General features: G+C 62.6%; 20 protein-coding genes. 11 read left to right on the top strand and 9 right to left on the bottom strand.

The window, feature by feature from the left end; all coding sequences use genetic code 11:
* Positions 1 to 4: 4 nt before the first annotated feature.
* On the bottom strand, positions 5 to 1,114 hold the full coding sequence (locus HMPREF2617_RS03465) for an alpha/beta hydrolase (protein WP_070421517.1): 1,110 nt from the start codon (positions 1,112 to 1,114) through the stop codon (positions 5 to 7).
* Positions 1,115 to 1,431: 317 nt separating this feature from the next.
* The gene (locus HMPREF2617_RS03470; protein WP_246821690.1) at positions 1,432 to 2,898 is read right to left on the bottom strand and encodes an alpha/beta hydrolase; all 1,467 of its coding nucleotides are present in this window, start codon (positions 2,896 to 2,898) and stop codon (positions 1,432 to 1,434) included.
* A gap of 78 nt (positions 2,899 to 2,976) precedes the next feature.
* Between HMPREF2617_RS03470 and lpdA the strand changes: the two genes are divergently transcribed.
* Positions 2,977 to 4,389: a dihydrolipoyl dehydrogenase gene (gene lpdA, locus HMPREF2617_RS03475; protein WP_070421516.1), complete on the top strand. Its 1,413-nt coding sequence runs from the start codon at positions 2,977 to 2,979 to the stop codon at positions 4,387 to 4,389.
* Positions 4,390 to 4,639: 250 nt separating this feature from the next.
* On the opposite strand, the gene HMPREF2617_RS03480 is transcribed toward lpdA, so the two are convergent.
* Entirely contained in the window at positions 4,640 to 5,104 is a 465-nt protein-coding gene (locus tag HMPREF2617_RS03480) for an SRPBCC family protein (protein ID WP_070421515.1), read from the bottom strand.
* A gap of 257 nt (positions 5,105 to 5,361) precedes the next feature.
* Between HMPREF2617_RS03480 and HMPREF2617_RS03485 the strand changes: the two genes are divergently transcribed.
* The 7 genes from HMPREF2617_RS03485 (at position 5,362) to HMPREF2617_RS03515 (ending at position 11,618) form a co-directional block, all read left to right on the top strand.
* Complete coding sequence (locus tag HMPREF2617_RS03485) at positions 5,362 to 6,135, top strand: succinate dehydrogenase cytochrome b subunit (RefSeq protein WP_070421514.1); 774 nt, start codon at positions 5,362 to 5,364, stop codon at positions 6,133 to 6,135.
* 21 nt (positions 6,136 to 6,156) lie between these two features.
* Complete coding sequence (locus HMPREF2617_RS03490) at positions 6,157 to 8,229, top strand: fumarate reductase/succinate dehydrogenase flavoprotein subunit (protein ID WP_070839950.1); 2,073 nt, start codon at positions 6,157 to 6,159, stop codon at positions 8,227 to 8,229.
* On the top strand, positions 8,229 to 8,978 hold the full coding sequence (locus HMPREF2617_RS03495) for a succinate dehydrogenase/fumarate reductase iron-sulfur subunit (protein WP_070839952.1): 750 nt from the start codon (positions 8,229 to 8,231) through the stop codon (positions 8,976 to 8,978). The genes HMPREF2617_RS03490 and HMPREF2617_RS03495 overlap by 1 nt, the downstream gene beginning before the upstream one ends.
* Positions 8,979 to 9,044: 66 nt before the next feature.
* On the top strand, positions 9,045 to 9,413 hold the full coding sequence (locus HMPREF2617_RS03500) for a hypothetical protein (RefSeq protein WP_070839954.1): 369 nt from the start codon (positions 9,045 to 9,047) through the stop codon (positions 9,411 to 9,413).
* 82 nt (positions 9,414 to 9,495) lie between these two features.
* Entirely contained in the window at positions 9,496 to 10,773 is a 1,278-nt protein-coding gene (locus HMPREF2617_RS03505) for a DUF445 domain-containing protein (RefSeq protein ID WP_246821691.1), read from the top strand.
* Between the two features lie 15 nt (positions 10,774 to 10,788).
* Positions 10,789 to 11,292 (top strand): CGLAU_01105 family protein, encoded by a 504-nt coding sequence (locus HMPREF2617_RS03510; protein ID WP_070614793.1) that lies wholly within the window; start codon positions 10,789 to 10,791, stop codon positions 11,290 to 11,292.
* Between the two features lie 11 nt (positions 11,293 to 11,303).
* Positions 11,304 to 11,618 (top strand): DUF2516 family protein, encoded by a 315-nt coding sequence (locus HMPREF2617_RS03515; protein WP_083284891.1) that lies wholly within the window; start codon positions 11,304 to 11,306, stop codon positions 11,616 to 11,618.
* 52 nt (positions 11,619 to 11,670) lie between these two features.
* On the opposite strand, the gene HMPREF2617_RS03520 is transcribed toward HMPREF2617_RS03515, so the two are convergent.
* Genes HMPREF2617_RS03520 through HMPREF2617_RS03530 form a run of 3 tightly spaced genes read right to left on the bottom strand, consistent with a single transcriptional unit; the run spans position 11,671 to position 13,743 of the window.
* Positions 11,671 to 12,429, bottom strand: a complete 759-nt coding sequence (locus tag HMPREF2617_RS03520) for an LmeA family phospholipid-binding protein (protein ID WP_070839957.1) — start codon at positions 12,427 to 12,429, stop codon at positions 11,671 to 11,673.
* A 10-nt stretch (positions 12,430 to 12,439) separates the two neighbouring features.
* A complete protein-coding gene (locus tag HMPREF2617_RS03525; RefSeq protein ID WP_371326028.1) occupies positions 12,440 to 13,192 on the bottom strand; it encodes a class I SAM-dependent methyltransferase in 753 nt (250 codons plus the stop codon).
* A 59-nt stretch (positions 13,193 to 13,251) separates the two neighbouring features.
* Positions 13,252 to 13,743 (bottom strand): DUF2505 domain-containing protein, encoded by a 492-nt coding sequence (locus tag HMPREF2617_RS03530; RefSeq protein WP_070421584.1) that lies wholly within the window; start codon positions 13,741 to 13,743, stop codon positions 13,252 to 13,254.
* Between the two features lie 24 nt (positions 13,744 to 13,767).
* On the opposite strand from HMPREF2617_RS03530, the gene HMPREF2617_RS03535 reads away from it, so the two are divergent.
* The gene (locus HMPREF2617_RS03535; RefSeq protein ID WP_141762994.1) at positions 13,768 to 14,769 is read left to right on the top strand and encodes a UDP-N-acetylmuramate dehydrogenase; all 1,002 of its coding nucleotides are present in this window, start codon (positions 13,768 to 13,770) and stop codon (positions 14,767 to 14,769) included.
* Positions 14,770 to 14,925: 156 nt separating this feature from the next.
* On the opposite strand, the gene HMPREF2617_RS03540 is transcribed toward HMPREF2617_RS03535, so the two are convergent.
* Positions 14,926 to 16,647, bottom strand: a complete 1,722-nt coding sequence (locus tag HMPREF2617_RS03540; protein WP_070839991.1) for a long-chain-fatty-acid--CoA ligase — start codon at positions 16,645 to 16,647, stop codon at positions 14,926 to 14,928.
* A 24-nt stretch (positions 16,648 to 16,671) separates the two neighbouring features.
* Positions 16,672 to 18,459, bottom strand: coding sequence for a long-chain-fatty-acid--CoA ligase (locus HMPREF2617_RS03545; RefSeq protein ID WP_371441287.1), 1,788 nt, complete (start codon positions 18,457 to 18,459; stop codon positions 16,672 to 16,674).
* A 48-nt stretch (positions 18,460 to 18,507) separates the two neighbouring features.
* On the opposite strand from HMPREF2617_RS03545, the gene HMPREF2617_RS03550 reads away from it, so the two are divergent.
* Positions 18,508 to 19,503 (top strand): MinD/ParA family ATP-binding protein, encoded by a 996-nt coding sequence (locus tag HMPREF2617_RS03550; RefSeq protein ID WP_246815474.1) that lies wholly within the window; start codon positions 18,508 to 18,510, stop codon positions 19,501 to 19,503.
* On the opposite strand, the gene HMPREF2617_RS03555 is transcribed toward HMPREF2617_RS03550, so the two are convergent.
* Complete coding sequence (locus HMPREF2617_RS03555; protein WP_070421505.1) at positions 19,500 to 19,769, bottom strand: type II toxin-antitoxin system RelE family toxin; 270 nt, start codon at positions 19,767 to 19,769, stop codon at positions 19,500 to 19,502. The two genes, HMPREF2617_RS03550 and HMPREF2617_RS03555, sit on opposite strands and share 4 nt — an antisense overlap.
* Positions 19,770 to 19,838: 69 nt before the next feature.
* On the opposite strand from HMPREF2617_RS03555, the gene HMPREF2617_RS03560 reads away from it, so the two are divergent.
* The gene (locus HMPREF2617_RS03560) at positions 19,839 to 20,132 is read left to right on the top strand and encodes a type II toxin-antitoxin system prevent-host-death family antitoxin (protein WP_246815475.1); all 294 of its coding nucleotides are present in this window, start codon (positions 19,839 to 19,841) and stop codon (positions 20,130 to 20,132) included.
* Positions 20,133 to 20,161 lie beyond the last annotated feature (29 nt).

Raw genomic sequence — 20,161 nt, forward strand, 5'->3', positions numbered from 1 at the left:
GGGCTTACACCCCGAGTGCCGGTGCGATAGTGGTGCGCCAGGCCTTGTCCAGGTCGTCGCGCCAGTACGGCCAGGAGTGGGTGCCCACGTTGCGCAGCTCGAAGTGCGCCGGGATGTTCAACCCGTCGAGCTTTGCCTTGAGGTCGTGGGTGCAGGTGTTGATCGCAGCCTCGATCACGCCGCCTTCTACCTGCAGCGTTGCCGCGCCGATGTGTGCGATCGGGTCCGGTGCGCCGAGGCCGATGAGGTAGCTGACCTGGTCGCTGCGCCCCGCCAGGCCGGTGCCCGCGGAGACGTAGAGCTTCAGGCCGCGCAGTTTCTCGGCGTTGAGCAGGGCGTCGTTCCAGCGGTTGTAGGGTCCGCCCATCGGACCCCACATCATCTCCGGGGTGACGGTCTTGAAGTCCTGGGTAGCCGACGCGCGGTTCACGGTGATGCGGGCGAAGTTGTAGCCGGCTGGCGAGGATGTCGCCGCGCAGCCGGAGAACGATGCCGCCGCCTTGTACATGCCCGGGTTGTGTTGCGGCAGGACGAGCGCCGAGGTGCCCGACATGGAGAACCCGGCGATCGCTCGGTTGTTATTTGCACCGAGGGTGCGCTCAATCGGACCAGGCAGTTCCTTGGTCAGGAACGTCTCCCACTTCTGTGGGCCGTTGAGGTATCGGGAGCGCACGGTTGGGGCGACCCAGTCGGTGTAGTACGAAAATGCGCCAGCCTGCGGGATGACCACGTTGACGCCCTTGCCCGCGAAGTAGTCCTTGGTGGTGTGCAGGTGGATCCAGTCCTGGTCCTGCTCCGCACCGCCTGCGCCGTTGAGCAGGTAGAGCGTCGGCGCGCCCTGGACGCGCTGGCCAGCCGGGTTGGTGGCGGGGATGACGGCGACGGGGATGTCACGGTTCATTGACGGGGAGAACACGTTGTAGGACAGGACCGTTTTGTGGTCGACCTGCTTCACCCAGGACTGCGGCTTGCCGGTGTGGATGACAGTCGGCGGGTTTGCCGTGGCGTCCCACGCCTTGACCACGCCAACCGGCTGCGCCACCGCGGGAGTCGTACCACATGCGAGGGCGACGGCGGTGAGTGCTGCGAGCGCAGCTTTCTTCAAGGTCTTCATGAGGCGGGTCCCCGTTTCTGTAACGAAAGTGTGTTGCCTGACGACATTCGAAGCGTCATTGTACGGTACATACGTTAAACCTGTGGCTATTGTTACAGATGTTCCACGTTTTGAAAGGAAAGCGACATGAACCCGATCGAATCCGTCCAGCTGCAGATCAACGAGGTCCTCGGCCAGCTCATCCACTTCGGCTCCTCGACGTCCTCCACGATCGCCTACGGCCTGGGCATGTTCTAAAAGCTAGAAAAAGAGGCACCCTTTTGCAGGGTGCCTCTTTTTTATTGCCTGTTTTTTTACAGGCGCGGTTACAGACCCAGTTACAGGCCGAGCGCCGACTTGAACACGGTCTCGTAGGAGCGCTTCAGGTCGTCGCGCCACACTGGCCAGGAGTGGGTGCCCACCGGGCGCAGCTCAGCGTGAGCGACCTCCGCACCGTTGGCACGCGCCTTGACCAGGAAGTCGTGGGTGCAGGCGTTCATCGCAGCCTCGATCGCGCCGCCTTCGACCAGCAGGGTCGCGGCGTTCGCGGAACCCTTCACAAACGCGTCGGAGGAGTCCAAGCCCTTATCTTCGAGGCGCTTCCGCAACGTGCCCGGCATGTCGGTCTCCGCTGCGAGGCCGGTGCCGGTGGAGATGTACACCTTCGTGTCAGTGCCCGCCAGGGCTGGTGCGTTGACTAGGGCATCGTAGCGGCGGTTGTAGTCCGAACCCATCGGGCCGAAGATGTACTCAGGCGTCATGACACCCGGTGCAGCACGGTCCACCGTGAGGTTGATGAAGAAGCTCGGCAGCGGACGCGACGTTGCCGGGCAGCCGGAGAACGAGCCGACGGCCTTAAACATGTTCGGGTTGTGCTCAGCGAGCAGCAGCGACGAGGTGGCGGACATAGACATGCCGATCACGCCACGGCGGTTCGGGTCAGCCTTGATGTACGGCTCGATGGTCTGCGGCAGTTCCTTGGCCAGGAACGTCGACCACATCTGCTTGCCCTTGTAAAACACGTTCTTCTCCGTCGGCGGCTCTGCAGCCCAGTCGACGTAGTACGAGAACGCGCCCTCCATCGGGATGACCACGTTCGCGCCCGAGCGACCGTAGACCTCGTGGACTTCCTCGAGTGCCTGGGAAACCCAGTCGGTGTCCTGCTCGGAGCCACCAGCGCCGTTAAGTAGGTAAACCGTCGGGGCGTTCTCGACCGTTTCACCCTTGTCGTTGGTGGCGTAGAACACCGCGACCGGGATGTCGCGATCCATCGACTCCGAGTGCACGCGCAGCGCTTCGTTCTTCCACACGCGCTGGTTGTCGGCCAGACGCTTGACCCAGCGCTGGTCCGCGCCGCTCATCGTCTTCGGCACCTCGCCGAGTTCCTTGATCGCCGGGTGCTGCTGCATATCCTCGCCCATCGGGTTCAGCTTCGCCGCATCCTCCGAAAGCACCGTGGCGTCCGCATCCGCGTCAGTGGCTGAGTCGTCCTTCCCGTCCTTCGAGGTGAGGTCCTCGTTGGTCGTGTCCTTGCTGGAGCCCTCCGGTACCAGCTCGGACGTGGTCGGGGTGGGCTCGTTCGAGGTCGACGTTGCCGACGTTTCCGACGTGGTCGACTTCTCAGTCGGCTCGGTCGTCTCCGAGGTGGTGGTCTCAGGCAGTGTTGTATTCACTGTCGACTGGGCAGCGCTGAGGACGGCGGGGGTGTCGTCGTCAAGCGAAGATGCGTAATGGACAACGGGAACGGCACCTGCTGTAACAAGGGCGACAGCGGCTACGGCGATGGCCGGACGCGTGAGTTTCACGGAACTGTGCTCGCTTTCCTAAAGACTTGGGGAGATCCTCCGCCACATTTTGCCAGACGGGGACGTACCATATGCATCGTGAGTAAAGAACATTTTGACGTTGTTGTCCTCGGCGCGGGCCCCGGTGGCTACGTCGCCGCCATCCGTGCAGCTCAGCTGGGTAAGAAAGTTGCCGTTATTGAGAAGCAGTACTGGGGCGGAGTCTGCCTCAACGTAGGCTGCATCCCATCCAAGGCGCTGATCAAGAACGCTGAAGTCGCTTCCATCTTCAACCACGAAGCAAAAACTTTCGGCATCAAGGGTGACGTGGAATTCGACTACACCGACGCCCACAAGCGCTCCCGCCAGGTCTCCCAGAAGATCGTCGGCGGCGTGCACTACCTGATGAAGAAGAACAAAATCCAGGAAATCAACGGCCTGGGCTCCTTCAAGGACGCCAAGACCATCGAGATCACCGAGGGTGACGACAAGGGCAAGACCGTCACTTTCGACGACTGCATCATCGCCACCGGCGCCGTCGTGCGCACCCTGCCGGGCATCGAACTGTCCGAGAACGTCGTCTCCTACGAAGAGCAGATCCTCAACCCTGAGGCTCCGGAGAAGATGGTCATCGTCGGCGCAGGTGCCATCGGCATGGAGTTCGCCTACGTGCTGTCCAACTACGGCGTTGACGTCACCGTCATCGAGTACCAGGACCGCGTCCTGCCGAACGAAGACAAGGACGTCTCCAAGGAAATCGCCAAGGCGTACAAGAAGCTCGGCGTGAAGCTGCTCACCGGCCACGCCACCACCGAGGTCCGCGACAACGGCGACTCCGTCGAGGTCGACGTGAAGAAGAACGGCTCCGACAAGACCGAGACCCTCAAGGCCGATCGCGTCATGATCTCCGTCGGCTTCGCACCGCGCACCGAGGGCTACGGCCTGGAGAACACCGGCGTCGAGCTCACCGACCGCGGCGCCATTGCTATCGACGAGCGCATGCGCACCAACGTCGATCACATCTACGCCATCGGCGACGTCACCGCGAAGCTCCAGCTCGCCCACGTCGCAGAGGCGCAGGGCATCATCGCCGCCGAGACCATCGCGGGTGCAGAGACCCTCGAGATCGAGGACTACATGATGACCCCGCGCGCCACCTTCTGTAACCCGCAGGTTGCATCCATGGGTTACACCGAGGAGCAGGCCAAGGAGAAGTGGCCGGACCGCGACATCAAGGTCGCTACCTTCCCGTTCACCGCAAACGGCAAGGCAGTCGGCCTGGCTGAGACCGCAGGCTTTGGCAAGCTCGTCGCCGACGCTGAGTTCGGCGAGATCCTCGGCGCCCACCTCGTTGGCGCGAACGTTTCCGAGCTCCTGCCGGAGGTTGTGCTTGCACAGCGCTTCGATCTGACCGCCGGTGAGATCGCTCGCTCCATTCACATCCACCCGACCCTGTCTGAGGTGCTCAAGGAAGTTGCCCACGGCGTCGAAGGCCACATGATCAACCTTTAATTGATCGCCGCATAAAAAGGGGCGCGACCGCACAGGTCGCGCCCCTTTTTTATGTTGTGGTGCGGATCGTCTAGCTGCCACTAGACGATCCGCGCCATATTGAACATGGGTTGCGTTATCACCTGGGAAAACGCGGGCGAGGTGCGTTGATCGTCTGGTTGTGCTGCCAAGGAAGCTAGACGATCAGCAAAAGCAGAACGCGGCGCCCCGGCTGGCGGGGTGCCGCGTGGGGTCGTCGAAAAGCGAGTGCTTATGCGCCTGCGACTGCTGCTGCGAGCTTGTCCAGGGACTTGGCCAGGAAGTCGTCGTTGAACTTCTCGGTCATGCCCAGCAGGTTCTCCTCCAGCTCATCGCGCTGGTAGGTGAGCTTCACGGTGGTGTTGTCGGCGTCGATCGGCTCGAGCTCGTAGAGCCACTTCGCGCCAACCTTCACCTGGGCGGTGGTGTTTTCCACGTTCTTCCAGCCAATGATGCGGTCCGGCTGGATGGCGAAGACCTCGTTGACGGTCTGGTAGTCGCCGTCCTCCTTGGTCATGTTCATAGTGAACGTGTCGCCGACTGCCTTGAGGCGCTCGGCCTGATCGGCGGAGACAACCATGCCGGAGTCGTCGGTCTCGGCGTGGCGCTCGGGGTTGGACAGGATGTCGAAGATCGCGGCCGCAGGGGCATCAATCTGACGGGTTGCAGAGTTCTCGGTGTTCTTGTCAATAGCCATGGGGGCCAGCGTACCGATTTCGCCCCGAGCTGGCAGTTAGGTGAAACTAACCAACCAAAGATTGACACTTAACGGGGTGAGGATTGTTGGCTATCCACCATCAATGCCTCGCAGTGAGGAAGGTCACAAAGTGCGGTGCGTACTGGGGAGAGGGGTCAAGTGTCGGTTGAAACTTGGGAAAAACATGGATCGGCCTGCAATTCAGGTGTGTGTAACCGGCGCGATTCTCATAGAGTATTAGCGACACTGGAGGTGCCATGACTGTACAAAACGCAGACCGTGAAGCCATTCGTCACGGAAAAATTACTGAAAAGCCGCTGCGCGAGCGGCCGTCCTACCCAACATGGGCCATCAAGCTGACCATGGCCATCACCGGCCTCATCTTCGGTCTCTTCGTGCTTGGCCACATGGTGGGCAACCTGAAGATCTTTATGCCGCTGCACGCCGACGGCTCCGCGCCGATCGACGACTACGGCGAGTTCCTCCGCACGATCGGCGAGCCGCTGTTCCCGCGTGAGGGCTTCCTGTGGATTATTCGCATCGTGCTGCTCGCCTGCCTGGTGCTGCACGTTTGGGGAGCATTCGCCCTGCACGGCCGTTCGAAGAAATCCCGCGGTCGCTTCAAGCGCACGGGTCTGATGGGTGGCTGGCAGTCCACCGCGACCCGCGCAATGCTGGTCACGGGTGTCATCCTGCTGCTGTTCATCGTGTTCCACATCCTGGACCTCACCATGGGTGTTGCTGTGGCTTCCGACGAGTTCGTCCACGGCGCAGTCCGCAACAACCTGCTGGCTACCTTCGGCCCAGGTCGTTGGTGGGTCACCCTGGTTTACGTTGTCGCGAACCTGGCACTGCTGCTGCACCTGACCCACGGCATCTACCTCGCTGTGTCTGACCTTGGCTGGTTGGGCAAGCGCGGTGAGGGCCTCATGGTCGTGCTCGCGTACATCCTCCCGTTCATCGTCGTCGCCGGAAACGTCATCATGCCGATCGCTCTTGCGGCCGGCTGGGTCCCGGACTTCGTTCGGTAATGGCCAAATAGGAGAAACAATATGACTACCTCTATTTCCTCGAATCAGGGTTCGCACGGCGAGCAGGCCTCCACCGAGACGCCGGCTGCTGGCCAGGCCCAGGCCCAGGCGTTCCGTCAGCCGGAGTCGGCTGCTGCTGGTGTCACCCCGGGTGAGATCCTGCAGTCCAACGAGCCAAACCGCGACGAAGTGCGCATGAAGGACATGTGGGAGTTCCAGAAGGACCACATGAACCTGGTGTCGCCGCTGAACCGTCGTAAGTTCACCGTCCTCGTTGTTGGTACCGGCCTGTCCGGTGGCGCAGCTGCTGCGGCACTTGGCGAGCTCGGCTACAACGTCAAGTCCTTCACCTACCACGATGCTCCGCGTCGTGCGCACTCCATTGCTGCACAGGGTGGCGTCAACTCCGCCCGCGGCAAGAAGGTGGATAACGACGGTGCTTACCGCCACGTCAAGGACACCGTGAAGGGCGGCGACTACCGCTGCCGCGAGTCCGACTGCTGGCGCCTGGCTGTCGAGTCGGTCCGCGTGATCGACCACATGAACGCCATTGGCGCTCCGTTCGCTCGTGAGTACGGCGGCACCCTGGCCACCCGTTCGTTCGGTGGTGTGCAGGTCTCCCGTACCTACTACACCCGTGGCCAAACAGGCCAGCAGCTGCAGCTGTCTACCGCTTCGGCTCTGCAGCGCCAGATCCACCTGGGCAACGTTGAGATCTTCACTCACCACGACCTGATGGATCTGATCATCACCGAGAAGGACGGCAAGAAGCACTGCTCCGGCATTGTGACCCGTAACCTGATCAACGGTGAGATCACGCCGTTCACCGGCCACGCAGTCATCCTGGCTACCGGCGGTTACGGCAACGTGTACCACAAGACCACGCTGGCGAAGAACTCCAACTCTTCCGCCATGATGCGTGCGTACGAGCGTGGTGCCTACCTGGCGTCCCCGTGCTTCGTCCAGTTCCACCCGACCGGTCTTCCGGTCAACGCGAAGTGGCAGGCAAAGACCACGCTGATGTCGGAGTCGCTGCGTAACGACGGCCGCATTTGGACCCCGAAGGAAAAGGGCGACGACCGCGACCCGAACACCATTCCGGAAGACGAGCGTGACTACTTCCTGGAGCGTCGCTACCCGGCCTTCGGCAACCTGGTGCCGCGTGACGTTGCGTCCCGTGCGATCTCCCAGCAGCTCAATGCCGGCTACGGTGTTGGCCCGCTGCACAACTCCGCATACCTGGACTTCTCCGACGCGATTGAGCGCCTCGGCGAGGACACCATCCGTGAGCGTTACTCGAACCTGTTCGAGATGTACGAGGACTCCACTGGCGACGACCCGTACAAGGCTCCGATGCGTATTGCACCGACCGTCCACTTCACCATGGGCGGCCTGTGGACCGACTTCAACGAGATGACCTCCATCGACGGCCTGTTCGCCGCCGGTGAGTGCTCCTGGACCTACCACGGTGCAAACCGTCTGGGTGCTAACTCGCTGCTGTCCGCATCCGTCGACGGCTGGTTCACCCTGCCGTTCACCGTCCCGAACTACCTGGCAAACCACCTCGGTGAGGAGAAGCTCTCCGAGGACTCCCAGGAAGCCAAGGACGTTGTTGCTGAGGTGGAGGAGCGCATCGCGCGCATCATGTCCATCCGTGGCCCGGAGCCGCACGGCCCGGAGCACTTCCACGAGCAGCTCGGCGACATCCTCTACGAGCACTGCGGCGTTGCCCGTACCGTGGAGGGCCTGGAAGAGGGCATCCGTAAGATCCGTGCACTGCGCGAGGACTTCTGGGCCAACATCTCCATCCCGGGTACCGCGGATGACATGAACCAGACCCTCGAGGCTGCGCTGCGCCTGGTTGACTACATCAACCTCGGCGAGCTCATGTGCATCGACGCTCTTGACCGCGACGAGTCCTGCGGTGCTCACTACCGTATGGATCACCTCACCGATGACGGCGAGGCAGAGCGTGACGACGACAACTGGTGCTTCGTCTCCGCGTGGGAGCCGGCCGGCGAAGGCCAGTTCATCCGCCACGCTGAACCCCTGTACTTCGATTCGATCCCGCTGATGGCAAGGAACTACAAGTAATGAAACTGACACTTGAAATCTGGCGCCAGGCTGGTCCTGACACTGAGGGCAGCTTCGAGACCGTCCAGGTCGACGACGCTGTGGAGCAGATGTCCATCCTGGAGCTGCTCGACCACGTCAACAACAACTACGTCGAAGAGGGCAAAGAACCGTTCGTGTTCGCCTCTGACTGCCGCGAAGGCATTTGCGGCACCTGTGGCGTACTGGTCAACGGTCGCCCGCACGGTGCTGGCCAGAACACGACGGCCTGCCTGCAGCGCCTGTTTAACTACAACGACGGCGACACGCTCAAGATTGAGCCGTTCCGCTCCGGTGCATTCCCGGTGATCAAGGACCTGACTGTGGACCGTTCCGCTCTGGACCGCGTCATGCAGCAGGGTGGCTACGTCTCTGTCAACGCTGGTACCGCTCCGGATGCTGACACGCTGGCTGTGAACCACAAGGATGCAGAGACCGCACTTGACTACGCGGCCTGCATTGGCTGTGGCGCTTGTGTGGCTGCCTGCCCGAACGGTGCTGCGCACCTGTTCACCGGCGCGAAGCTCAAGCACCTGAAGCTGCTGCCGCTGGGTAAGCAGGAGCGTGGCCGTCGTGCCCGCAACATGGTTGATGAGCTGGAGACCAACTTCGGCCACTGCTCGCTGTACGGCGAGTGTGCTGATGTTTGCCCGGCCGGTATCCCGCTTGATGCAGTCGGTGCGATCAACGCTGAGCGTGCCCGTGCTGCCTTCAAGGGTGGCGACGACTAGATCTGCCGTATACTCCGAGGTATTGGAGTCCTGGTAGAACCAGCAGTAGTAGAAGGAAACATCATCATGGGTTCTCATGCAGTTGCAGATATCCACAGCGAGTCTTTCCCTGAGTACCAGAGCAGGATTGAGGACACGTACATCGAGGGCTACGACCCGGTATCCCTGGGTGCGCCGCACTCGTCCCTGAACCGCAACATCACCTGGGTTGCAATGGGCCTGCTTCTGTCCGCACTGTTCGGCATTGGCCTGGCAGTGTGGGGCTGGGGTGCGATGGTCTACGGCTTTGGCTCGCAGACTCACGGTCTGGCAGAGCGTCTGCTCATCCTGGGTGTCGTTGAGGCTGTGATCACCACGGTGCTTGCCTTCATCTTCATCGGCATTGGCCGGAAGGATTACAAGGAGTACCGCAAGCGCACAGGCCGCGTGAACTAACGCGCTGGACTTTTGCCCTCTTCGTTTCGGCGGAGGGGGCATTTTTCGTGCCCGTGTCGGGCGGGCTGCTTTAATCAGGGACATGACTGATCAGTTGATGCCTAGCCCGACGAATGAGGCGGAGCGTCGCCGCGTCCTGCGTAATCACAAGATTGCGGTGACGAGCCTGCTTGGGGTGGCGGCAGTGATCTTCCTGGCGTGCTCGTGGGCGCAGTCCCGGGGTGTTGAAGGGTTCTGGATTGGATTCTTCAGGGCGGGTGCAGAGGCCGGCATGGTGGGTGGTTTGGCGGACTGGTTCGCGGTGACCGCGTTGTTTAAGCACCCGATGGGGATTCCGATTCCGCACACGGCGATCATTCCGAACAAAAAGGATCAGGTTGCGGGTGCATTGAGCGATTTTGTCAGCGAGAACTTCTTGAATGCGCGCACGATTACGCAAAAGGTGATGGACGCGGGCATCCCGGAGCGCGTGGGTACGTGGATGGCGCAGCCAGCGAACGCGGAGCGTGTCAGTGAGGAGGTTGGCACGTTCGTGGTGCGCATGGTCGAGGGCATCGACCCGAAGGAAGCGGAGCGGTTTATCGATTCGCAGGTGATCGACCGCTTTGCGGAGCCGATTTGGGCTCCGCCGCTGGGCCGTGCGCTGGAGGGGTTGATTGCAGATGGCAAGGTGGAGCCGGTGGTGGATGACATGGTGGCGTGGGGTCGTCGCAAAGTAAATGGCATGGAGGACACGGTCGTTTCGCTTATCGACGAACGCATGCCCCGCTGGGCTCCCCAATTTGCAAAAGATCTCGTTGGGCAGCGTGTGTACGACGAGTTGGTGTCGTTCATGGCGGATGTGGATGAGGACCCGCAGCACGAGGCACGGCGGGCGCTGCGCCGGCAGATCAACGACTTTGCGCAGGACCTGCAGTTCGACGGGGATATGATCTCGCGCGTGGAGGCGCTGAAGGGCGATATCATGGCGTCGAATGCGGTGCGTTCGGCGTCTGCCGGGATGTGGGAGCAGTTGTCCACGGCGTTGGTGGAGGCGGCGTCGGATCCGTCGAGCACGCTGCGCAGGAAGGTGGCAGATGCGTCGGTGGAGTGGGGCACCAAGCTTCGCGACGACCCCACGGTCCGTGCCGACGCCGAAGCACGTCTGGAAAAGATCACCCACTACGCGGCTGAGAACGGCGCGGAGCAGATCGTTGGGATTATCGCGGAGACGATTGAGCGTTGGGATGGGGAGGAAGCAGCGGAGAAGATCGAGCTGATGGTGGGCCGTGACCTGCAGTTCATTCGTCTGAACGGCACTGTGGTCGGTGCACTGGCCGGTTTGGTTATTTACACTGTGACACAGCTCTTGTTCTTTTAGATGAAAGGTAAAGCTATGGCTGACAACAATGGCGAGATCCGCAACAACCTCCGCGACGCTGGCGAGGCCCTGCTGCTGGCAGGTTCTTCCCTCGGTGCGGCGCTGGGCAAGGTAGCCGGCGAGCTCTCTGAGCGTTTCCAATCCACGTCCGATGAGGCTCGCACGAACTTGAACGCGGCGACGTCGGAGGGTGACGTGCGCAACGTGGCCAACAACTTCGTCGACGAGGCGGAGAAGCTCTTTAACTCCCTGCGTGAGCGTGATCTGCAGATCTCCGACGACCTCAAGGAGACTGTGACTACGAAGGTGAATGAGGTGCGCGCTGCGCTCAACGAGCGTCTGGATAAGGCTCTTGACGGTGTCGATGACAAGGGTGTTATGAGCGATGTCCGCTCGCGTTTCGACGGCCTGGTGGAGCGCCTCCAAGACCAGTTCACCAACACCACCGGTGACGGCGATATTATCGACGGCGAGATTCTGGAGACGGACGAAACCGACTCCAACAACACCGCTAACTAGAAGGTTGGGATATGGATACCGCGGCTCTTGAGCAGATCCAGTTCATCACGACGCTCCCGTCACGCGCGAGCTTCCTCATGCTCTTCGCGGTCGGCATCGCAGGCCTTGTGGCTGCCGGGCTCGTGGCGACGACCCGCCCCGACGCGTTCGAAGCAGCAGGCCGCCAGTCCAAGGGCGCCTGGATTGGCATCCTGGCGCTGTCTGCGGTGGCGTGCATGCTCGGCCTGCCGTTCATCGCATGGTTTGGCGCGGTGGCGATCGGTATCTACTACTTCGACATCCGCCCCCAGATCAAAAACATTCTGGAGGGCAACGGCGGCTGGTAACACCGCCCGCGCCGCCGCAGCGCCACCGCCCGCGCCGCCGCAGCGGCACCGCTTAACCCTGCTGGGTCGTGAACCCGGCGGGGTTTTCTTGCATCATCTGCAGTTCGTTGAAGTTCACGTCGGTGCCCACCATGGAGACTTGGAGGCCGCCGTCGATGACGCGGAAGTCGTCGATACGCATGGTGCTGTTGGCTTCCTGGGCCATGCCGTTGGACAGGGCGCCGCTGATGGCGTCGGCGATACCGTCGGGCAGGTCGAAGCCGAACAGCGAGGTGTTCTCGGCCTCGAGCGCGAGTTGGCCGTCACGCATGGAGGGGCGCAGTTCGACGCCTGCGACACCGCCGCTGAACTCGACGGTGAAGGTTCCGGCCTCGGGGTTCGCGGTGACGTCGCTGACGTTGATGAAGTTGGCCAGGAATCCGGCGTCCTCGCCCATCTGCTGCTCCAACTGCTGGTTGAGCATGGCGCGGACGTACTCGGTGGGCAGATCGGAGGTCAGGTGGAGGGTTTCGGCGACCGGGTCGCCACCTGCGATGTGGACGTTGTCCATCTCCACGACGGCGGCGGGCGCGCCGGTGAAGGTGTTGCCGTCCACAACCAGGGTGGAGTCCTGGTCGATTTTCATGTGGGGGAACTTTCCACCCAGCAGGCCGAGTGTGACTGGCTTTGGGCCGAAGGACACCGAGGTGCCTTCCGGGGCTTCGGACGTGACCTGGTGGGACACGAACGCGCGGATGCCTCCTTCCGCAACGGCGAACAGGAGGAGTACTCCGACGATGATGGAGAGGGTGACTTTCCAGGCTTTGGTCATGCGGGCCAGTTTAGGAACTTGGGGCGATGGCGTTCCACTCGACGGTCACGGAATTGTCGGAAAAGCGGCGCCGCTGGGGCGTGATCGGCCATTTTGCGGCCAGGTCGTCGAGGGCGTGGCGCCAGCGCACGCGCGGGCCGTGGGGTTCCCATCCGGCGGCGTGTTCCCAGGCGGTATCGGCGTCGGTAAGAAATGCGTGGATGGCCTCGCCGGGCACATTGCGGTGGATCAGCGCTTTGGGGAGGCGCTCCGCCACCTCTGAGGGGGTTGCGGTGTGGAAGGGATCCCAGGAGAGGGTTAAGGAGACGGGGCCGGTGTCGTCGAGAAGCAACCATGCGCAACGGCGTCCGATTTCATCGCAGGTGCCTTCGACGAACAGGCCGCCCGGCGCAAGGCGTGAGCAGACGGTGTCCCACACGTCGGGGACTTGGTCGACGTCGTATTGGCGCAGCACGTTGAAGGCGCGCACGAGGTGGGGGCGGTAGCCAGCAAGTTCGAAGCCACCGAGCTCGAAACGCACGCCGTCGCGGGGCGGCAGGACGCGCTCCGGGTCGATCTCTAAGCCCACGACCTCGATGTCGGGGCGGATCTGGCGCAGCCACCCGGCCCATTCGACGGTGGTGGCATGCGAGGCGCCGTAGCCCACATCCACGGCCAGCGGGTCGGGTACGGCTCGCAACAGGGACTGGACCCGCGGGTGAAAGCGGGTCCAGCGATCAGATCTGCGCAGACGATTAAACCCGGTCGTGCCGCGGGTGATCACCCCGTAGGGTTTGCCCGCCGCACCCGGGTTATCGGCGCGGAGATTGTGATAGTGGGGGATTAGAGGTTCTCGCTAATCCACTGCTCGGTGAGCTTCGCTTCGTTTTCCACGATCTCCTCGAGTGCCTCGGCGACCTTCGGCTCGAGGGCAGCGCCCATAAACGGGATGTTGACCTTGGCTTCGAGCTCGTAGTCAAGCTTGGTGTTGTCGCCGTCGCGGGTTGCGGTGTATTCGGCGCCGAGGTCCACCGGGGTGCCCTTGACGTCGCCGGTCATGGTGTGCTTGGCGGTGTCGCCGTCGAGCGCGCCTACGGTGACGACGCGCTTGAGCTTCAGGTCCTGGGACACCATCGCCTGTGCTGCCGGCGGGAGGATAGAGGTCGGCAGAATCTCAAAGAGGGTTGCGGTGTTGTCCGCGAACTCGTTGAGCTCGCCCGGTTCCGGGGAGAGTTTCTCTGCGATGAACTCCCAGTATTCGCGCGTGGCGTAGGCTTGCGCGACCTTTTCGATCGGCTGGTTGATGGTCACAGTGATCTCACTACGTGCAGTCATGGATCACAGACTACCGTTGTTGGCGTGTCAACCCCATCATTTGCCTCTCTGACCACGTTGCGCGTCGGCGGTTCGCCGGCCGAGATCATCGAGTGCACCAGCGCTGAAGCACTCGCCGAGACCGTTGCGCGCCTTGATCGCGCCGGTTCGCCGCTGCTTGTTGTCGGCGGCGGTTCCAACCTGCTTGTTGCGGAAGGTGCGCTCGATCTTTCTGCTGTGTTGGTGCGCAACGAGGGCATCTCGCTTATCGACGACACCACGCTGCGCATCCAAGCCGGCACCGTCTGGGACGACGTGGTTGCCTTTGCTGTCGACCATGGCCTCGGTGGTATCGAAGCCTTGTCGGGCATTCCGGGTTCCGCTGGTGCCACTCCGGTGCAAAACGTGGGTGCGTACGGCTCCGAGATTTCGGACGTGCTCACCCGCGTGCGCCTCTACAACCGCCAGACGGGTGCCGACGAGTGGGTGTCCGCCGATTCCCTCGACCTGGCGTACCGCTACTCCAACCTGAAGTTCACCTCGCGTGCCGTGGTGCTGGAGATCGAGCTGGCGCTGGAGAAGACCGACCAGTCGATCCCGCTGCGCCACCTGGGCGGGGAGCGTGTGTCGCTGGCGGAGGCCCGCGCATCCGTGCTGGAGACGCGCCGGGCGAAGGGCATGGTGCTCGACGCGGACGACCACGACACGTGGTCCGCGGGCTCGTTTTTCACCAACCCGGTCGTGCCCACCGCACTGGCGGATGAGATCGAGGCCAAGGTCGGCGAAGACCACATGCCACGCTTTGCCGCTGGTGAGGGCCAAGAGAAGTTGTCTGCGGCGTGGCTGATCGAGCGCGCCGGCTGCCCCCGCGGATTCCCCGGGGAGGACGCGCCAGCACGCCTGTCCACCAAGCACACCCTTGCGCTGACGAACAGGGGTAACGCCACGGCGGACGACATCGTGGCGTTGGCGCGGAGGGTGCAGGGGGTCGTCGACAAGCAGTTTGGCGTTGAGCTGCACCCCGAGCCGGTCTGGGTGGGCCTTTAGCGCGAACCCCCGTCGCACGAGCAAATGGTGAGAATCAAACGGGGAGAACGCCAAAATTTTGCCGAGCTCACCATTAGGTTCTCACCATCTGTGGGGCGGCGCGGCGGATGGCCGCCGCGAGACCAACAAAGCAGCGCGGGTGTCCGGACCGAGCCTTTAGCGCTGCTCGAGCTTGGACAGCAGGTCCTCGCGGACCTCGCGGCGGCGTAGCTTGCCCATCTGGTCCTTGGCCAGCTCCTCGAAGTGGTAGAAGGTGCGCGGCACCTTGTAACGGGTGAGGTTCTCGCGGGCGAAGTCCTTCAGGCCGTCGGGGTCGAGGGCGGCGCCGTCGCGAAGCACGACGCAGGCGACAACATCCTCCGAACCGTCGGAGCGTGGACGTCCCACGACGGCGACATCCTCGACGTCCTTGTGGGTGCGGATGACCTCCTCAACCTCCGCAGGGTAGACGTTGAACCCGCCGGTGATGATGAGCTCCTTGATGCGGGAGACGAGCTTGATAAAGCCGTCCTCCTCCATCACACCCATGTCGCCGGTGCGGAACCAACCGTTGTGGAAGACCTTCTCGGTGGCCTCAGGGTTGTTGAAGTAGCCGGAGAACACCTGCGGGCCCTTCGCCAGGATTTCGCCGTCCTCGCCGTAGGGCATGTCCTTGTCCGGGTTGTCCGGGTCGACGATGCGGATCTCGGTGTCGGGGAAGGGGATGCCAATGTAGCCGGGGCGACGGTCCGCGGTCTGCGGGTTGCCCACGATGATCGGCGACGTCTCGGTCAGGCCGTAGCCTTCGACCAGGCGACCGCCGGTGGCGCGCTCCCACTCCTCGATGATCTCCTTCGGCAGCGACGACGCTCCCGAGAAGCCAATCTGGACCGGGGACAGGTCGATGTTCTTCTTCTCCGCAGCCTGCAGGATGCGCTCGAACAGGGTGGGCACACCCGGAATGAATGTTGGCGGGGTTTTCTTGATGGCCTTCATCACAAGAGGCATCTGCGGGGCTGGCAGGAGCACAAGTTCTGAGCCGATCAGCATGGTCAACGTCAACGAGAACGTCAGGCCGTAGGCGTGGAAGAACGGCAGGGCCGCCAGCATGCGCTGGTTGCCCTCTTGGAGTTCCTTTACCCACGCCTGGCCCTGCAGCGGGTTGGCAACCAGGTTTGCGTGCGAGAGTGCCGCGCCCTTCGGCGCGCCGGTCGTGCCGGAGGTGTACAGGATCACCGCGGGGCTTTCCGGAGTGATCTCTGCTGGGGTTTCCAAGTCAGTGCCCAGCCCACCGATGGCGGAGCTGGTCAACGACTCCCACGGCACCGTGTTGCTGCACGGGCCGGTGAGCGCTGCGCGGGCTTCCATCACCTTTGGCAGCGGCAGGCGCAGCGCGAGCTGCTGGGCGCGTGGCATGGCCTTGATCATGTTCACGCTGACCACGGTTTCCAGCGGAGTGTCGGCGCGCAGCTGCTCAAGCGTGTCGGCGGCCTTGTCCCACACGATTGCCACACGGGCGCCGTGGTTCTTGAATTGTGGGCGCAGCTCGTGGGCGGTGTAGAGCGGGTTGTGCTCGACGACAACACCGCCGATCTTCTGCACAGCAAAGAAGGCGGCGACGTGCTGCGGGCAGTTCGGCAGCATGATCGCCACGCGGTCACCCGGGCGAACGCCGAAGGCTTTCAGACCTGCGGCGGCGCGGCGCACCTCGCGGTCGAGCTCGCTAAAGGTCTGGGTGCGGCCGAAGAACCTGGTGGCGGTGTTGTTGCCGTTGGTGGCCAGGTTGTCGTCGTAAAGATCGTTCAGCGTGCGGTTGCCGTACTCCAGCGAGTGGGCGGTCCACTCGGGGTAGTACTGCAGCCAGGGGGCGTCTCCATTGGTTAGGGAGGGTGAAGTCATGGTGACCACCCTACGCCCATCTACCTACGGTTGGGTAAGAAGACTGACGAGAGTGTCGCGAACCTCACGGCGACGAATCTTGCCTGTCTGGTCCCGGTTCAGCTCCTCGAAGTGGTAGAACTCGCGCGGCACCTTGTAGCGCGTCAGGTGCTTGCGGGCGTAGGCCTTGAGGCCTTCGGGGTCGAGCGCGGCGCCGTCGACAAGTGTGATGCACGCTACAACGTCCTCGGCGCCATCCTCGCGGGGGCGGCCGACGACTGCGATGTCGTCGATATCCGGATGGCGGCGAAGTACGCCCTCCACCTCGTCCGGGTACACGTTGAAGCCGCCGGTGATGATCATCTCCTTGATGCGCGCCACCAACTTGATCCAGCCGTCCGGCTCCATGACGGCCATGTCGCCGGTGCGGAACCAGCCATCGTGGAACGCGTTCTCGTTCGCCTCCGGGTTGTTCAGGTAACCAGCGAAGACCTGCGGGCCACGGGCGAGCAGCTCGCCTGGCTCGCCGTCGGGCATGGTGCGAGAGGGGTCGTCCGGGTCAGCGATGCGGATCTCCGTATTGGGGAAGGGGAGACCGATGTAGCCCGGACGACGTGTGCCGTCGAGGGGGTTGCCGGCGAGGATCGGCGAGGTTTCCGTCAGGCCGTAGCCCTCGATGAGGCGCCCGCCCGTGGTGTTTTCCCACAGTTCGATCGTCTCTGCAGGCAGGGTGGATGCGCCGGAGATCGACGTGTGAATCGAGGAAAGGTCGACGTTGTCTTTCTTCGCCCATTCGATGATTTTGGCGTACAGCGTGGGCACGCCCGGCAGCATCGTAGGCCGCGTTTTCAGGATCGCCGACTGGTACAACTGCGGTGCGGGCACGAGCACGATCTGCCCGCCGACCGTCAGTGGCAGGCCGTAGTTCAACGCAAGGCCGTAGATGTGGAACATCGGCAGCACGGCGAGCACCTTTTCGCGCACCGCACCCCAGTCCTCCAGCCACTCGATACCCGCCTTGAGGACCGAGACGATATTGCGGTGCGACAGTGGCGCACCCTTGGGTTTCCCGGAGGTGCCTGAGGTGTAGAGGATAAAGGCGGTGGTTTCCGGTTCGATCGGTGGCAGGTGCACCGTGCGCGAACGCGTCCGCAGTAGGTCGGTGAAGTTCATGGTCCCTGGGGCGGGGGCGCTGAGCTCGGCGCGCTTCTTCTTTACCGGCGGAATCGGCAGCGCGAGCAATGCCTTGAGGTGCGTTGGCATTTCGTCGATCATGTTGACGGCCACAACGGTTTCCAGCGGGGTGCGTCCGCGCAGGGAGAGGAAGGTGTCCGCTTCACGGTCGAAGACAATCGCAATCTTCGCTCCGTGGTCGTTGAACTGTGGCTCGAGCTCGTCTGCGGTGTAGAGCGGGTTGTGTTCGACGACGACCGCGCCCAGTCGCAGGATTGCTGTGACTGCGATGACGTGCTGCGGGCAGTTGGGTAGTGCAACCGCAACGCGGTCCCCAGGTTGGACGCCGAGTTTGACCAAGCCGGCTGCCGCGCTGCCGACGTGATCGTTGAGCTCAGCGTAGGTGAGCTCCTTGCCCATGAACCATGTTGCAGCGCTGCGCGGTTGGGTGGCCACGGCCCGGTTGAACCAGCTTACGAGCGTGTCTGTGCCGATTTCGGGACGCGGGTTCGTCCATTCGGCGTATTGCTCAATCCAGGCCTGTGTGTCTGCGGCGCCCATTGCATCCTCTCGGTTATGGTCATGTGTAACTAAACGTGCTGCGGAGTATAACTTACTCTTGCGTAGGTTGTGAATGGGTGCGCGCAAGAAATTGATCATCTACACTTGCCCGCATCACATATTTGGGGAAATACGGGGGGATTTTTCATGACCACGTTCCATGACGCCACGCTTCGCGACGCTGTTGCCATGCCGGAGCTTGAACTCACACCACCTGAGGTGCTCGATCAAACCAACCTGGTGGATCCGGTGAAATCGCCGCCGAAACAGGGCTGGCGCAAAATGATCCACACCGCCACTCGTGGTCGCATCAACCCGGGCGGTTCGCGCAAAGAGCTCGAGGAGCAGCAGCTTATCGACGCCATCCGTGCGCCCCTGCGCGGCGACTACCGCATTGCGGTGATGAGCCTGAAAGGTGGCGTCGGTAAGACCACAACCACCGTTGGCCTTGGAGGCGTGTTCGCACAGACCCGTGGGGATCGCGTCATCGCCATCGACGCCAACCCGGACCTGGGCACACTTGCCCAACGCGCAGCAACCGCGCCACCGGCCACCATCCGTGACCTGCTCCACGCGCCGGAAACGCACCGCTACCCGCAGGTCCGTGCCTTTACTAACCAGGCAGCATCGCGGCTCGAGGTGATCGGCTCCGAGCGAGACCCGGCGGTCTCCGAGGCGTTTTCGGAAGCCGACTACCGCCACGCCATCGACATCCTGCAGCACCACTACAACGTCATTCTCACCGACTGTGGCACCGGCCTGATGCACTCCGCGATGGCGGGCGTGCTCGACCTGGCCAACGCGCTTGTGCTGGTCACCTCACCTGCTCTCGACGGCGCGCAGTCCGCATCCGCGACCCTCGACTGGCTCAACCTCCACGGCTACGACCAGTTGGCCGCCAACGCTGTCGTGGTCATTTCCTCATCCGCACCGGGCAAGCCGACCATCGACATGGGCAAGGTTACCGAACACTTCGCCTCGCGTACGCGGGCGGTACACACGATCCCGTACGACAGGCACCTGGCGGAAGGTGCGGTCGTCGATTTGGAGCGCATGGCCGCGGCAACCCTGAAGTCCTATCAGCACCTGGCGGCTACGGTGGCGGCGGACTTCGGTGCGTGGCACCGGCACGCGGCGCACTAAAGGCCTTTGTAGACCTCGCCACGCGGCGCGATGCGCAGTACTTCCACTAGAACGACTTTTTGCTGAACTGAGTAGATGATCCGGAACCCGCCAACCCGGATTCGGAAATCGTCGTAGCCGGTTAATCGGACACAACCGGCGGGGAATGGATTAGCGGAGAGCGCTTGTAAGGCTTCGGTAATTCGCTCGAAGGTGTTTCGGTCGCTTCGTCGAATTTTTCTGAGGTCACGACTGGCTTGGTTGGTGAGCTCGACTTGGTATTTCATTGACACCCCCTAGAAAATGTGTACAGTGTGTACCAACTGTACACAGTATGGATGAAGGGGTGGTGCACTGTGAAAGCGCCGGAAGACGCAATTGCGCTTGTTGAATTGCGGAATCGCTTAGGTGAGACGGTTGACCGAGCGAATTATGCAGGTGAGCGGGTGTTGATTACCCGGAACGGGAAGTCTGCTGCAGCTATCGTGCCGGTTGAAGACTTGGTGCTGTTGGAAGAGCTAGAGCAGGTCGCTGACCGCGAACTGCTACGCCGTGCCCGTGAGGAGGACGACGGAACGAGGACACCGCTCGAGGTGGTTCTCAAACAGCTCGCTGAGGAAGACTTGCAAAGCCATACCAACGCGCAGTGACGCAGGGTTTTGCGCCGCGCTAATCTGGC

The sequence above is a fragment of the Corynebacterium sp. HMSC070H05 genome, from assembly GCF_001837615.1.
Taxonomy (GTDB): domain Bacteria; phylum Actinomycetota; class Actinomycetes; order Mycobacteriales; family Mycobacteriaceae; genus Corynebacterium; species Corynebacterium coyleae.

Bases quoted from the DNA above. Each gene is read 5' to 3' on its own strand.
- HMPREF2617_RS03550 (WP_246815474.1), top strand. From the start codon at position 18,508: ATGACCACGTTCCATGACGCCACGCTTCGCGACGCTGTTGCCATGCCG.
- HMPREF2617_RS03505 (WP_246821691.1), top strand. From the start codon at position 9,496: ATGACTGATCAGTTGATGCCTAGCCCGACGAATGAGGCGGAGCGTCGC.
- HMPREF2617_RS03555 (WP_070421505.1), bottom strand. From the start codon at position 19,769: ATGAAATACCAAGTCGAGCTCACCAACCAAGCCAGTCGTGACCTCAGA.
- HMPREF2617_RS03485 (WP_070421514.1), top strand. From the start codon at position 5,362: ATGACTGTACAAAACGCAGACCGTGAAGCCATTCGTCACGGAAAAATT.
- HMPREF2617_RS03530 (WP_070421584.1), bottom strand. From the start codon at position 13,743: ATGACTGCACGTAGTGAGATCACTGTGACCATCAACCAGCCGATCGAA.
- HMPREF2617_RS03480 (WP_070421515.1), bottom strand. From the start codon at position 5,104: ATGGCTATTGACAAGAACACCGAGAACTCTGCAACCCGTCAGATTGAT.
- HMPREF2617_RS03520 (WP_070839957.1), bottom strand. From the start codon at position 12,429: ATGACCAAAGCCTGGAAAGTCACCCTCTCCATCATCGTCGGAGTACTC.
- HMPREF2617_RS03510 (WP_070614793.1), top strand. From the start codon at position 10,789: ATGGCTGACAACAATGGCGAGATCCGCAACAACCTCCGCGACGCTGGC.
- HMPREF2617_RS03495 (WP_070839952.1), top strand. From the start codon at position 8,229: ATGAAACTGACACTTGAAATCTGGCGCCAGGCTGGTCCTGACACTGAG.
- HMPREF2617_RS03490 (WP_070839950.1), top strand. From the start codon at position 6,157: ATGACTACCTCTATTTCCTCGAATCAGGGTTCGCACGGCGAGCAGGCC.
- HMPREF2617_RS03540 (WP_070839991.1), bottom strand. From the start codon at position 16,647: ATGACTTCACCCTCCCTAACCAATGGAGACGCCCCCTGGCTGCAGTAC.
- HMPREF2617_RS03545 (WP_371441287.1), bottom strand. From the start codon at position 18,459: ATGATCAATTTCTTGCGCGCACCCATTCACAACCTACGCAAGAGTAAG.
- HMPREF2617_RS03500 (WP_070839954.1), top strand. From the start codon at position 9,045: ATGGGTTCTCATGCAGTTGCAGATATCCACAGCGAGTCTTTCCCTGAG.
- HMPREF2617_RS03515 (WP_083284891.1), top strand. From the start codon at position 11,304: ATGGATACCGCGGCTCTTGAGCAGATCCAGTTCATCACGACGCTCCCG.
- HMPREF2617_RS03465 (WP_070421517.1), bottom strand. From the start codon at position 1,114: ATGAAGACCTTGAAGAAAGCTGCGCTCGCAGCACTCACCGCCGTCGCC.